This is a genomic window from Luteibacter sp. CQ10, from assembly GCF_040900725.1.
Lineage (GTDB): Bacteria > Pseudomonadota > Gammaproteobacteria > Xanthomonadales > Rhodanobacteraceae > Luteibacter.
Genome location: NZ_JAEUYM010000001.1, coordinates 1014736 through 1027601, shown reverse-complemented (window position 1 = coordinate 1027601; position 12866 = coordinate 1014736). Strand labels below are relative to the sequence as shown.

Sequence of the window (12866 nt, the reverse complement as noted above, 5' to 3'; positions counted from 1 at the left end):
GGCTTCACGCGCCGCTATGTCGTGTGGCGGCGATCACGGGGCGTTCCCGCCCGCGAAGTCACCCGTCATCGTCGCCACTTCATCGTTCAATTCGGGGAGCGAAGCGAGTTCCCTGAGCTCGTCGTCGCGCAGTTCACGCAACACCGCGCGAATCGCCGATCGGCGTCCGTCGTGGAGCCACGCGTTGAGCACGCTCGCGATCGCGCGGATCGTGGGCAGCGCCGTTTCATCCAGTGCAGGTTTGCGGTAGCGCAGTCGTTCCCTCACCGCGTAATTCACGCGCGAGCCGAGGAAGGCAGAGGACTCGCCGAGCAGCGTTTCCAGTGCCGCCCTCGAGCAGCGGTCCATCAACAGGTCGGCCTGCCTGCCCTGCCGCGCGGCGTACAACTGCCGCAGCATCTCGGCCAAGGCATGCAGGCAGGTCATGCCGCGCCCCTTCGCATCGGTGTCCGCGCGAGCCCGGGGCCGACGCGGCTTCTGCGCGCGGCCTTCGGGCGTGCAGTCGATGTCATGGTCCGAAAACACGACAGGTCCCGTTGCTCCACGCTGACGACGGACAAAGACATCCCTGTCCAAGGCGGTTTCCTCTACAGTCCGTTGCGCCCAACCACTGGGCTGAAAGATCCGCGCTCATGGCGAAGCGGACGCCTGGCCCGAACGGGGGTCGAAACGCTGTTCATAGAGTCGATCGCCGAACGACTGCGCCGCGTTCTCCAGCTTCACCCTCGCCTTGGCGGCGAAGGGCTGGCGCGACGCGAAGACATCGCCGGCGTCGATGGTTTCGTAGGCGGCGATCACCTCCTGGCCCACCCGATACATCCGCACGTTGCGCGCGGTACAGGCATCGACCTGCCCTTTCGCGGTGTCCAGCGCCTTGGCGAGGCGGTCCCGCTCGGCCTGCGCCGTACGCAACGCCGTCGCCGACGATTCGGCATCCGACCTGTCGCGCTGCAGGCTGGCTTCCGCCGCTTCGCGGCGTTGGCGTTCCGCCGCCAGGGCCCGGCTCGTCTCGGGGGATAGGCCGGACGCTTTTCTCGCCGACGCCTGCGCCGCTTCCGCCGCCTGCCTGGCCGCGTCCCGATCCTTCTCCAGGGCCGCCTTTTCGGCCGCCCATTGCGCCTGTTGCGACTGCAGGTCCTGCAACTGCTGGCGGGTATCGCGCAACTGGTCGCGCAGACGGCTCTCGAGGCTGGCGGTCTGTGCGAGCGCGGCCGGGGCGATGGATAGCAGCGCGAGAACGATGACGGTGCGTTTCATGGCGCCTCCTTAGAACCGGGCATTCATTTCGAGCTGGAACACGTCGATCGACAGCGGCGGACCGAACACTTCCCGGGCGTTGAAGTAACGCGCGCTCAGCCACGCGTACTTCGTGATGCCGTAGCTGCCGCCGAGGATGAAACCCTTGGCGTTGGTGCCCCCAAGGTGGAAGTCGGGATCGGCCAGACCGTCGAGCGTGGCGTCCGGCTGGAGGTACTTGTAGGCCAGCATCACGTTCCAGTCGCCGGAGGCATGGGGGTTCACGTCACCCAGCGTGGCGCGGAACATCCAGCCCACCGGTCCGCTCTTGTACGGCGCAGTGGCGGCGTCGCCCGCATCGAAATTGTTCGCCACCCGCCCCAGGTGTTCGGGCGAATACACGTCACGGCTGTGATAGGCCATGTTGCGGACGTAGTCGCCTTCCAGGCGAAGCGGCGTATCGGCCACCTTCATGTCGAGCTGGGTGGTCGCGTTGGCCACGTGGTAGTCGTACACCAGGCCCACGAATTGCGGCTGCGCATAGTTGGTGGGATTGTTCGGGTCCGGCACGATGTCGCGGAGCAGGAACACCGTATTGCCCTTCTGCATGTACGCCGAGCGCGTGGCATCGGTATCGCAGAGGGTCTGGCCCAGGTAGATCGAGCACGGCGAAGAAAGCTTGCCCTGCATGTGGTCGAACCGGTAGTACGCCAAGGCCAGTCTCCAGACGATGTCCTCGTCGAACTTCCAGCTTCCGCCGACCTGGGCGCCGGTCATCCACTTGTCGCGGCTGGCCTGCTTGGTAGGGATGTTCGACGGAAAGTCGTCGGCCTGGTATTCGATCGGGAACATGCCGACCGTGGCGAAGGTGCCCACCGAGTCGTTCACCGGCACGTTGAACTTGCCGGCGAGGCCATCGAAATTCAGCTCGTTGGCATAAAGGAGGTCGGTACTCATGAACGGGTTCGGCATGCGGCCGCCGATGACTTCCACCCAGTCGGTCGGCTTCCATGCCAACCACGCCTGGTCGAGCCAGACGTTTTTCTTCACCAGGCCGCCGCCGAGCGTCTGCGTGGTGGAAACCGGGTTGTTGTCGTCGCCCGTGCCGATGCGGATGCCCGCCGTCACCGTGTCGCCGAGATTGACGTTCACGCCCAGGCGCGCGCGAATGCGCAGCGAGTTGGTCCGGTTTTCGTTCGTGTTGAGCAACGGCGGCAGGTTGACGTTGTTGCCGCTGATGTCGTACGGCCCCGTGCGGTTGAGCTGCGCGAAGTTGATGGCCGGCAGGTTGCCCTTGTCGTAGTAGTGGAATTCGTCGCGGAAGCGCATGTCGCCGGTCCACTGGATGCGGTCGAGCCACTCGGGCAATTTGCCCGGCTCGGCCCAGTGCTCTTCCTTGGCCTGGGCCACCACTTCCTGGCGCAGCTCGTCCTTGATCTGGTTGCGTACCACCTCGGGCACGTAGGTAACGCGCACTTCACCCGGCTTGGCCGGGGCGGCGTTGGCGGTGCCCGCCAATTTCCGGGCCTGTGCCGCCTCGGCATTGGCCTGGGCGATGAGCCCGTCGGCATCGGCCTGGGTGAGCACGCCGCGTTTGACCAGCAGGCGCACGAGGTTGATGGTGGCGTTGTCCGACGGCGCGGACTGCGCGCTCGCCGTGCCGGCGCAGAGCGCGAGGCCGATGGTCAGGGCCAGCAGGGCGCGCGCGGGACGAGGGCGGGCCTTTCCGAGGGTCATGCAAGCTCTCCGGGTATGCGAAAGATGTGTCATGGCGGTCGTCATGCGGGGCGCTTGCCACGGATGGAGACGCGCACGGGGAAGCCGAGCGACGGCGGCGGCGTCACGTCGATGCGGGGCATCGCGCGCAGCACGTCGAGCACGGCTTCGTCGGTTCGGGGATTGCCGCTGGATTCGGTGAGTTCGGCACGGCTGAGCTTGCCGTCGGTGTCGAGCCAGATATCGGCATGCACGTCGAACACCAGGTGGCTGGTGCGGTCGTCGCGCTGCAACGCCTGCTGGATCGCATAACCGAGGTACTGGCCGTAGCTGCCCGTGCCCGTGCCGGTGCCGCCGCCAGAGCCGACCATGCCGCCACCGGAACCGGCGCCGATGTTGAATGCGTCGCCGCCCGCCTGGGCGTCGGCGTTCATCGTGACCTGCCTGGCCACGTCGTTCGTGGGCTTGGGCGCATCGACCGGCTTCTGGGGCTGATCCATGGGCTTTTCGTCGACCGGCTTGGGCTCTTCGCTCTTCTTCGGTTCCGGCGGCTTTTCCTTCGGCGGCGGCGGGGGCGGCGGCAACGGCGTGATCGTCGCCACGCGCGGTGCCTCTCGGCGCACGCCGACGCGGTGGGTCGCGAGGTTCCAGACCAGCGCGGCGATCGCGACGAGCACCGCGACGCCGATCGCCTTGCCGAGCCAGCGACGGGAGTGTTTGGGCCTCACGCGCTTATTCCTTCGGCGCCTTGCCGGTCACCAGGCCGACCTGCGGCAGGTCGACGCGGCGCAGCAGGTCGAGGATGTCCATCACCTTCTGGTACTGGACCGTCGAATCGCCCTTCACCACCACCGGAAAATCCGGGTTGAGCGCCTTCAGCGAGCGCAGGCGGTTTTCCAGTTCCGACAACGTCACCGGATAGGCATCGAGGAAGATCTGTCCGGTGTCCGATACGGTGATGGCCTTGGTCTGCGGCTTGGCCATGCTTACCGCGGCCGATGCCTTGGGCAGGTTGACCTTGATGCCTTGCACCGACGCGGTGGTCATGATGATGAAGATCACGAGCAACACGTACGCCAGGTCGAGCATCGGCGTGATGTTGATGTCGTCGTACGGCTTGTCGTCGTCCTGGGCGCGCATGATCCGGACCTCAGGCCGCGACGGCCGACGGGTGGGCGGTGACGCGCTGCTGTTCCGCCAGGCGGGTCACGAACTCATCGACGAACACCTGCATGTTCGCGGTGACGTTCTTGTTGCGGATCAGCAGGTAGTTGTAGCCGAACAGCGCGGGGATCGCGACGAACAGGCCGGCGACGGTGGCCAGCAACGCGGCCGCGATGCCCGGGGCGATGGCGTTGACGTTGACGTCGCCCGCGGCGGCGATGGCCGCGAAGGTGATCATCACGCCGACCACCGTACCGAGCAGGCCGAGGAAGGGGCCGCCGGAGATCGCGATGGTCAGCATCACCATCGACTTGGCGAGGCTCTGGTTCTCGCGCACCAGGGTGGCATCCATCGTGGCGCGGATGGCTTCGATCGACTCCGACGCGATGTGATCGTGGCCGTCGCCGTCGCGACGGCTCCACACCTCGGCGGCGCCCACTTTATAGAGACGGTAGAGCGACGAATCCGTCAGGCGCGAGGCGGTCGGGTCCTTCGACAGCGCGAGGATATTGCGGCCCTGCTGGCGGAAGGCCTCGAGGAAATCGTCGTTGGCGTCGCTCACCCGGTTCACGTACGAGGCGCGCTGCCACATCACGATCCAGGAGATCGCCGCCATGATCAGCAGGATGCCGATCACCACCCAGGCATCCATGGTGACCGACTTGACGATGATGCCGAAGTAACCGAAGCCCACGCCCGATTGCTTCTCGTCGGTACCGTAGGCGAGCAGCTTCGACTCGGCGCCCTGCGACTGGGCGTCGAGCGCGACCAGGGCGGCCGGGCGGGCGATGCGCGACAGGCGTACTTCGTCGATCTGGCCCCGGAACGGCACGAAGGCATCGGCCTGGCCCGGCGCGTCGCCGCCCAGCGTGGCCTGGGTGGTCAGCGCGGGGAGCCGGGTGTTCTCGAGCTTGGCGTAGGGACGGCCGTTGACGTAGAGCTGCACTTCGGTCGCCGTCGCGGTCACCGCGAGGTGTACCCATGTAGCGGCGGCGACCGGCTCCGCGGGGGCGCTGATCGCGCCACCCACCTGTACGAAGGGCACGCCGCCGTTGAAGCCGACCAGGAACTTCGCATCGGCCTGGCGGCGCGAATAGACGATCGCAGAGCCTGCTGGAAGTGCGTCGAGCTTCACCCAGGCGCTGAAGGTGAAGGGGCCGCCCTCGGCGACGTTCATGGCGACGCTGCCCGGCAGGTTCACGACCTTGGTGCCGTCGAAGCGGGCGACCTTGCCGATCACGCCATCGACGGTGGCGATGTCGTTGCCCACCGCGTTATTGCCATAGGCCGTCGCATCGTGCGGCGGCGTGCCGGCGGCATCCTCGAAGTGGTAGACGGCGGCGTAGTCGGCATCGAACACCGCGGCCCCCGTGTCCCCGCCCTGTGCCTTCGGGTTGCCGTAATACATCCATATCTGTTGTTGCGCATCGGCACCCAGTCGCGGCACGTCCACCCAGATCAGGGCGACGCCCAGCACGGGATCGAAGCTCTCGATCTGGTAGTTGAGCGGCGTCTTGTCGTCCGAGGCGACGAAGCGCACGTCGGCGCCGGTTTCGGACACGCCGTCGAAGCTGAAGTTGCCCGAATGCAGGCGAATCAGCACCGGCGTACGGCCTACGGCCGCATTCACGTTCGCGCCCTTCGCGGTGGTATCGAGGGTGATGGCCTTGCGGAAGGCGAAATCCTGGTTCCACCAGGACGCGTCGGCGGCATGCGCCACCGGCACGACACCGATGAGCAGCAAGCAGGTCAGGAACAAGAGTCGTTTCACGGTGTTAACCCCTGGATATCGGTGGTCCGACCTGCCGGTCAGAAATCGGCCTTGAGTGAAAAATGGATGCGGGTGTCGTGCGCCTTGGTGGCCTGGCCGTCGTTGAACGGATAGGCCACCTCGAACGCGCCGGTCGCGATGTTGAAGATCTGGAAGCGCGTGCCGAGACCCACGCTGGAAAGGTCGTAACGGGTGACGCGCGTGCTGCCCGCGTCGGGATTCTTCGGATCGATCAGCTGGGGCAGCGCGTTCATGAGCGCCAGGTGCGCCGCGTCGACGAAGGCATGGAATCGCCAATCGTTCACCCAACCGCCGATGCGCGAGGCGATCGACGGCGACCGGAATTCCACCGAACCGATCACGCCGTGGTCGGCGGTTTCTTCCGCTTCGAGGTAACCGCGCACCGTGCTGTCGCCACCGGCCGCGTACTGCTCGCTCGACACGAGCGAGGACGTGGACAATTGAAGGCCGAGCCGACCGGCCAGGCTGAAGCCGCCGTCGAAGGTATGCGTGTGCCCGCCGTCGAACTTCACGTAGAAAAAGTTCTGCCGCGCCTTGTAGCGTTGATTGTCGAATTCAGCCGAGGTGCTTCCTCCCGCGCGGAAACCGGCCACGGCGGCCACCGACACCGTGCTCGCCGAGGTCTCGCCGATCGACTGGCCCGTGTACGTGACCGACAGCGGGATGTAGGTGATGGGTGCCTTGGAGGTCTGGCCGCCGAGGCTGATGTTCTGGTCGAAGTGCTTGCGCGTAAGCCCCAGCGACAGCGACTGCGAATACTCGCCGTGCGCCGGCAGGTTGCGGAGGAAACTGAAGCCGAAGGCGTTGCCCTTGCCCAGCACCGTGGTGCCGCCGACCGCGTTGGCGTTGCTGTTGGACGTATACGCCGAAGCGAGCACGCTCCAGTCGTCGTCGAGTGGGATCAGGTACGACCCGGCCCAGACTTCGGCCGCATCGCGATCCTGCGGTGCGACGATGTAGGTGAGCGAGGCGGCCTGCCCCTTCTGGAAGAGGTTGTCGTTGCGCACGCTGGCCACCGTGCGCAATTCCGGCGTGTTCACGCTGTGGTCGTTGTTCGCTTCGAGGCTGGCATGCCAGGGCGAGCTATCGGTGACTTTCAGCGTCACGTCCATCGTCTGCGGCAGGCTGCCCGGTGCGAGCACCGGAATCACCTGCGCGCCACCCCGCCTGTTCACCTCGGTAAGCTGCTGCTGGGCCTTCCCGAAGTTGGGCACCTGGCCTTCGGCGAGCGCGGGCACCGCGTCCCGGATGGCCTTGGGAGAACGGTACGTGGCGCCTTCGACCTTCACGTGGCCCACGACGTTTTCCGTCACCTGGAGGCGAATCACCCCGCCCTTCACCTGCTGCTGGGGAATGTCGACCACCACGCTCTGGTAGCCCTTCGCCTGGTACGCCTTCTGCAGCGCATCCCGCGCGCCGCTCACGTCGCTCATCGACTTGCCCGGCCCGAGGAACGGGTAGACGGCCGTTTCGATGTCGAGCGCCTGCAGCGTGGTGTTGCCGTCGACGACGTATTCGTTCACGTCGAACGACGGCGGCGCGTCCTGGGCCGACACCTCCGATCCGAGGGCGAATGCGACGGCTAGCGCGAGAGCGCGCACGCGCCGCGAGGTCGTGACACGCATCATGCGTGCACCCGTACTGCTCGTGTAGCCACTTGAGACCTTCCCCTGTCGAACCGTTGCCCACAAGACGCGCGGGCCCGGGTGGCACTGAACCGTTGTCACGAAAAATTCATCGTGCCGGCGGGCCTTGCCGGCACGAGGACTAGCTCAGCAGGACCCAGCCGCCCGGAAGACGCGTGAGATGCGCGCCGTAGGCGTCCTTGATGAGGGTGGCGACGTCGGCCATCTGGTCGAGGGTGAAACGCGCATGCACGCGCCGCTCGCCGAGTCTGGGGTCGGTGATCAGGATGCGACCCGGACGATACCGGTTGATGTCGGCGACCACGTCGGACAGGGGCAGGTTGTCGTAGATGAGCACGCGGCTACGCCACGCCAGCGCCGTCCCGGCGTTGACCGCCACGGGCGCGGCGATGCCGGCCTCGTCGAATGCGACCTGCTGTGAAGGCTTTACCAACGTCTTTTCCCCGCCACGCACGAGTACGGCCTGCCCATCGAGGCAGGTGACCGTCGAACGGCCGTCCACGCAGCGCACGGCGAACGATGCACCCGGCGCGGACACCACGCGCGCGTCGTCCAGCTCGACCATGAAGGGATCGATGCGCGACGCATCGATCCGCACCACCGCCTCGCCCTCGCGCAGGCGCATGCCGGTGATCTCGCCCGCGCTCGAACGCAGGCCGATGTCGGTATCCGTATTCATCTCCAGGGCCACGCCCCGGCTGACTTCCACGTGCTTCTGCTCACCGATCGCCGTGTGCAATCCCTGGTCGCCGGACGCATCGCCCAGCGGGAAGCCGTGGCGCGCGAGAACGACGGCAGCGACCGACGCCGCGACCGCCGTGGCGAGAAAAGTACGGCGCCCCATGCGTACCTCGTGGCGCGGTGGCGCACGCTCGCCGCGCTCACGAACGCTCCGCCGGTGTTCGAGGGCGGGCCCGATGTCGTCCCACAGCTGCCGTGTGCGCGCGAACGCCTGCGCATGCTGTGGGCTGGCCAGGCACCAGCGGCGGAAGGCCTCGCCATCCTCGCGCGTAGCCGTGCCGGAAGTCAGGTGCACGAGCCATGCCCGTGCCTGGCGCTCGCTCTCGTGGGTCGTCGTGGTGTCCATATCGGTCATGACGATTCACCGGCGCCCGGACCGAACCGTTGAACGGACTTACGTCCCACTTTTTCGGCACAGATGTCCAGCGCCTTCTTCAGCTCCTTGCCGACCATGCGTACGGAGATGCCGAAGCGATCGGCGATAGCGGCCTGCGGCTGCTCGTCGACGCGCGCCGCCATGAGAATGTCACGCTGGCGACGGGTGAGCGAATCCATCGCATCGGCGAGGGCGACGAGGTCCTGGCGCGAAGCGAGCACGGTCGGCGGATCGAGCGTGTCGTCGATGCCATGGATCAGATCGTCGACCTCTTGCCCGGTAAGCAGGCGCCCCTGCGAGCGATGGTGGTCCACGGCCATGTTCAGCGCCATGCGGAACAGGTAGCCCGTGGGATGCTCGGCGCGCTCTTCGGAGCGATCGAGCTTTTCCACGCGAAGGAAGGTCTCCTGCATCACGTCGTCGGCCAGGTCGTCCGAGCGGAGCCGGCGGCGCAAGCGCCGACGGAAGTCCTCGTAGTTGTCGACGAACACCCCGAGAAGGGTCGTATCCATGGAGGTCATCCTTCGTCTCCGCAAGGCGTCGAGGACGTCGGTCGGATCAGCACGGTCACGGGACTGAAACGGGATGTCACCCCCGGAAGCCGCTTGCCACGCAGCGCGGCGACCACGTCGCCGTCGCGACTGGGATCATCGGAAACCCCCAGCGGTGACACGTCGGACACCACGCCCTGCCCGTCCGTCCATAGCTGCATGGCCAGACGGTAGCGTCCCGGCCGCGTTGCCCGATGCGCGCAGAGTGCCCGTTCGATGGCGCGCTGGACCTCGGTGGCCGTGCGTTCGTCGAGTTCGGGACGAACGTCGTCGGACGAAGGCACGCCCCCTGCGGCATCCGGCGTATCGACGGCCGTGACGGTGAAGGCGTTCATCGAGGAAAACCGCGCCTCGAGGCCGGTCCCGATAAGCAGGATACGTAGCGCGTCGCGAGGTTCGGTCGTGTCGTGGAGGCCAGGCGTCTCGCGCGGCGCCACGAGAGCGTCATCGAAGAGTACGGCGATGCCGGTCGCCTCGCTGAAGGCGCGCAAGGCACCGGCAAGCGGTTGTGCATCGATGTCGAAACGCGTTGGCGCATGCGTTACTTCCACCCCCCGTGGCGTTGCCGTCGAAGCCCCGTCCTGTGCACGACAGGTGGCCGCGCCGAGCAGGACGACGCACGCGACGAACGCGATGACGCTGCGTGCCACGGTCGTACCTCGCGCGGGAGCGGTAACGGGACTCGTCTTGAGGCAAGGCTAGGGTCGCCAAATGACGCAATGGCGCACGTTTCGTGACAACGTTCGTGACCGCCACATGACATGTCACGTGTCACGTCGCCGACCCTTGGCGTGCGCCATAATCCGCCCCTCGGTCGCGCAGGGAGCGGCAGCATGCTTAATCGGCAAATGTGCATGGGCGTCCTGCTGACCCTTTCGGGTAGCCCCGCCGCAGCCCAGCAGGTGATCGAACTGCCGGGCGTGCATGCCTCGGCGGAACGCGGATGCGTCGAGCCTGGCGACGGCAGCAGCGCGGGTGCCCTCTCCTACGCCTGCCTCAATACGATGGTGGCCACGCAGGCATCCGGGGCTCCCGTCATCCCGGGAGCGGACGTAACGAAGCGACCGACGAACTCCCTCGGCCTCTACAACGCCAGCGGCCTGCGCAACCGCATGGGGCCCAACCTGGGCATATCCGTACAGCCTTATCGACCGAAGCCGGCCTATCCGTCGCTCTTGCCGGGACGATAAACGTGGCACCGGCGACGCAACGGTTTTCGCGACAACCTACCGTGGCCGCCGTGGGCCCCGGCCTGCGCCGGGGCGACGGTCTTCAGCGATGCGCCGGAATGGTCACCGTGGTGTCACCGTTACCCAGCCGGGTCGTGGTGGCCGCCGTCGGCTTGGCCGCACCCGTGCCCGTGTAAGGACGCAGCGACTCGAACTTGCGCTGGTATTCGTCGGTGACCTGCTTGGCGTCGTTGCCGTCGGTGATCACCTTGGGCGTGATCAGCACCAGCAGCTCCGTGCGGTTGCGGCTACGGCCCGTCGAGCCGAACAGCCGACCGAAGATCGGAATCCGGTTCAGCCCGGGAATGCCCGTGTCGTTGACGGCGTCGTTCTGCTGGATCATGCCGCCCAGCAACACCGTCTGCCCGCTCTGCACCGCCACCTGCGTGGCGACCTCGCGCTGGTTGATCGGGAAGTTGCCCGAGGCATCCCTGTTGCCCGGCGAGCTCACCACCTGGCTCACGTTCATGTAGACCAGGCCGCCCGGGTTTACGCGCGGGCGTACGTTGAGGATCACGCCGGTGTCCTTGTATTCCACCTCGCCGAACGTGTTGTCGGTGTTCGAATTGGTGTTGACGAAGGTCTGCGTGATCGGCAGCTGCTGACCGACCTGGATGTGCGCCTTCTGGTTGTTCATCACCACCAGCGACGGCGCCGACAGCACCTTGGTGTTTCCGTTGGTCTCCATCGCGTGCAGCGCGACCGAGAGGTTGTTGTTCACGAAGGAATAGAAGAAGGAATCGTTGGCCGGGTTATAGACGTTGCCCGCGTTGCCCAGCGCCCACTGCTGCTTGTTGCCCGGCTGGCCGACCGAGCCGTTGGTGCCGCCGACCAGGCCTTCGAGGTACCACTGCACGCCGAACTGGAGGTCGCCGGTAAGCGAGACCTCGAGGATGCGCGTCTCGATCTGCACCTGCAGCGGCACGGCGTCCAGGCGCTTGATGGCCTGCTCGATCTCCGACCACTGCGACGGACGGCAACGCACCATCAGCTGGTTGTTGTTGTCGACCGACGTGATGCGCACGCCGTCTTCGGTGGTGATGGGGCCGCTGCGCTGGCGGCGTGGGGAGTCCAGGTCGCTGAAGCCGCTGCCGGCGAAACCGCCACCGCTGCTGCTGTACGAGCCGCCGCCGAGGCCGCCGCTCGACATGCCGCTGCCGAGTCCGTTGGTGTTGCTCGTGCTGCCCAGGATGCCCGAATTCGAGGACGAGCTGTTGCCGAAGCCGCCCGTGGTGCTGCCCAACCCCGAACCGCCGCGGTTGCCCAGGTCGCTATCACCGCCGAGCGTCCCCGAGGTGAGACCGGGACCAACCCGGCCGCCGCTGTCGCCCGAACGGCCGCCGCCCGAACCACCGCCGTAGATGTCCGAAAGGTAATCGGCCAGGTCCGCCGCCTGCACGTTGCGCACGTCGTAGACGTAGAGCTGCGGCTCGTTGCCGCCGCCCCGGTCGATGCGATCGATCCAGCTGCGCACTTCGTCGAGGTAATCCGCCTGTGGGCTGATCACCACCAGCGAGTTCGTGCGCTCGATGGGAATGAAGCGCAGCAGCCCAGCCATGGGCGTATTGCCCTTGTCGCCGAACAGCTTGTCGAGCATCGGCGTGAGGTCTTTCACTTCCGCGCGCTGGAGGCTGAACACGCCCACCGACATGCCCTTGAGCCAGTCGACGTCGAACGTCTTCACCGTGCGGTCGTAGTTGTCCAGCTCCGTGGACGTGCCCGCCATCACCAGCACGTTGCGCGTGGGATCGGCCAGCAACGTGGCGTCCGGCCGCGCGAACGGCTTGATCAGCTTCTGCATCTCGGTGGCCGAGATGTAATGCAGCGGATACAACCGCGCCTGCAGGCCACCGGCCGGCGCGTTCGCGCCGATGCTCGGCACCACGTTGCCCGGCACGGCCTCCTTGGACGGCATCACCACGTAGCGGCCGTTGGTGCGCACCAGGGCGTTGTTGGTCCACGACAGCAGCGTTTCGAGGATCGGCAGGGCCTGTTCGGCCGTGACCGGCTGCGAGGTGGAGAACGACACGTTGCCCTGCACGCCCGGCACGATGGAGTAGTTCTCGTGCAGCAGGTCGCCCAGGATGGCCTTGACCACCGACTCGACCGGCTGGTTTTCGAAATTGAACGTGACCGTGCCCGCGCCTTCGGCGACGGGCTTGGGTTCGGCCAGGCCCACCGGCTTGACGAACTCGCCGGTGCCGGAGGTGACCTGCGGCGGCGCGACGACGGCCGCGGGCGGCAGGCCCGTGGGGCTGACGATCTTCGGACGCGGGGCCGGCTTTTCGGTGCCGGCCAGCGCTTCCCGCTGCAATGCGCCATCATCGTTGGGCTGCGGCAGGGTCGAGCATCCGGCAAGCGCAACCGCGAGCGCCGTGGCGATCAGCGTACTTCTGAACATGAAACGACGTACTC

Annotated in this window: 12 protein-coding genes; 1 reads left to right on the top strand and 11 read right to left on the bottom strand. The window is 66.6% G+C overall.

Annotation, left to right across the window (positions count from 1 at the left end):
• Positions 1–33: 33 nt before the first annotated feature.
• The 10 genes from JNG39_RS04695 to JNG39_RS04650 all read right to left on the bottom strand — a co-directional run bounded on the left by JNG39_RS04695 (position 34) and on the right by JNG39_RS04650 (position 9872).
• Entirely contained in the window at positions 34–525 is a 492-nt protein-coding gene (locus tag JNG39_RS04695) for a hypothetical protein (protein ID WP_368309995.1), read from the bottom strand.
• A gap of 105 nt (positions 526–630) precedes the next feature.
• A complete protein-coding gene (locus tag JNG39_RS04690) occupies positions 631–1257 on the bottom strand; it encodes a hypothetical protein (RefSeq protein ID WP_368309993.1) in 627 nt (208 codons plus the stop codon).
• Between the two features lie 9 nt (positions 1258–1266).
• Positions 1267–2973: a putative porin gene (locus JNG39_RS04685; RefSeq protein WP_368309992.1), complete on the bottom strand. Its 1707-nt coding sequence runs from the start codon at positions 2971–2973 to the stop codon at positions 1267–1269.
• Between the two features lie 41 nt (positions 2974–3014).
• Positions 3015–3680: an energy transducer TonB gene (locus JNG39_RS04680; RefSeq protein ID WP_368309991.1), complete on the bottom strand. Its 666-nt coding sequence runs from the start codon at positions 3678–3680 to the stop codon at positions 3015–3017.
• A 4-nt stretch (positions 3681–3684) separates the two neighbouring features.
• Positions 3685–4092, bottom strand: a complete 408-nt coding sequence (locus JNG39_RS04675) for an ExbD/TolR family protein (RefSeq protein ID WP_368309989.1) — start codon at positions 4090–4092, stop codon at positions 3685–3687.
• A 10-nt stretch (positions 4093–4102) separates the two neighbouring features.
• Complete coding sequence (locus JNG39_RS04670; protein WP_368309988.1) at positions 4103–5887, bottom strand: DUF2341 domain-containing protein; 1785 nt, start codon at positions 5885–5887, stop codon at positions 4103–4105.
• A 38-nt stretch (positions 5888–5925) separates the two neighbouring features.
• Positions 5926–7536 (bottom strand): ShlB/FhaC/HecB family hemolysin secretion/activation protein, encoded by a 1611-nt coding sequence (locus tag JNG39_RS04665; protein ID WP_368309987.1) that lies wholly within the window; start codon positions 7534–7536, stop codon positions 5926–5928.
• A 139-nt stretch (positions 7537–7675) separates the two neighbouring features.
• Positions 7676–8650, bottom strand: a complete 975-nt coding sequence (locus JNG39_RS04660; protein ID WP_368309986.1) for a DUF4880 domain-containing protein — start codon at positions 8648–8650, stop codon at positions 7676–7678.
• Positions 8647–9183 carry an RNA polymerase sigma factor gene (locus tag JNG39_RS04655; RefSeq protein WP_368309984.1) on the bottom strand — a complete coding sequence of 179 codons (537 nt, stop codon included), beginning with the start codon at positions 9181–9183 and terminating at the stop codon, positions 8647–8649. Before JNG39_RS04655 ends, JNG39_RS04660 begins: the two co-directional genes overlap by 4 nt.
• A gap of 5 nt (positions 9184–9188) precedes the next feature.
• On the bottom strand, positions 9189–9872 hold the full coding sequence (locus JNG39_RS04650) for an STN domain-containing protein (RefSeq protein WP_368309982.1): 684 nt from the start codon (positions 9870–9872) through the stop codon (positions 9189–9191).
• Between the two features lie 183 nt (positions 9873–10055).
• Between JNG39_RS04650 and JNG39_RS04645 the strand changes: the two genes are divergently transcribed.
• Positions 10056–10412 (top strand): hypothetical protein, encoded by a 357-nt coding sequence (locus tag JNG39_RS04645; RefSeq protein WP_368309980.1) that lies wholly within the window; start codon positions 10056–10058, stop codon positions 10410–10412.
• Between the two features lie 82 nt (positions 10413–10494).
• On the opposite strand, the gene gspD is transcribed toward JNG39_RS04645, so the two are convergent.
• Positions 10495–12852 (bottom strand): type II secretion system secretin GspD, encoded by a 2358-nt coding sequence (gene gspD / locus JNG39_RS04640; protein WP_368309979.1) that lies wholly within the window; start codon positions 12850–12852, stop codon positions 10495–10497.
• Positions 12853–12866: the final 14 nt, after the last annotated feature.

What these genes read in the sequence shown, in the direction of transcription:
- JNG39_RS04675 (WP_368309989.1), bottom strand. Translation starts at nt 4,092, where the DNA reads ATGCGCGCCCAGGACGACGACAAGCCGTACGACGACATCAACATCACG.
- JNG39_RS04690 (WP_368309993.1), bottom strand. Translation starts at nt 1,257, where the DNA reads ATGAAACGCACCGTCATCGTTCTCGCGCTGCTATCCATCGCCCCGGCC.
- gspD (WP_368309979.1), bottom strand. Translation starts at nt 12,852, where the DNA reads ATGTTCAGAAGTACGCTGATCGCCACGGCGCTCGCGGTTGCGCTTGCC.
- JNG39_RS04645 (WP_368309980.1), top strand. Translation starts at nt 10,056, where the DNA reads ATGCTTAATCGGCAAATGTGCATGGGCGTCCTGCTGACCCTTTCGGGT.
- JNG39_RS04660 (WP_368309986.1), bottom strand. Translation starts at nt 8,650, where the DNA reads ATGACCGATATGGACACCACGACGACCCACGAGAGCGAGCGCCAGGCA.
- JNG39_RS04655 (WP_368309984.1), bottom strand. Translation starts at nt 9,183, where the DNA reads ATGGATACGACCCTTCTCGGGGTGTTCGTCGACAACTACGAGGACTTC.
- JNG39_RS04665 (WP_368309987.1), bottom strand. Translation starts at nt 7,536, where the DNA reads ATGATGCGTGTCACGACCTCGCGGCGCGTGCGCGCTCTCGCGCTAGCC.
- JNG39_RS04685 (WP_368309992.1), bottom strand. Translation starts at nt 2,973, where the DNA reads ATGACCCTCGGAAAGGCCCGCCCTCGTCCCGCGCGCGCCCTGCTGGCC.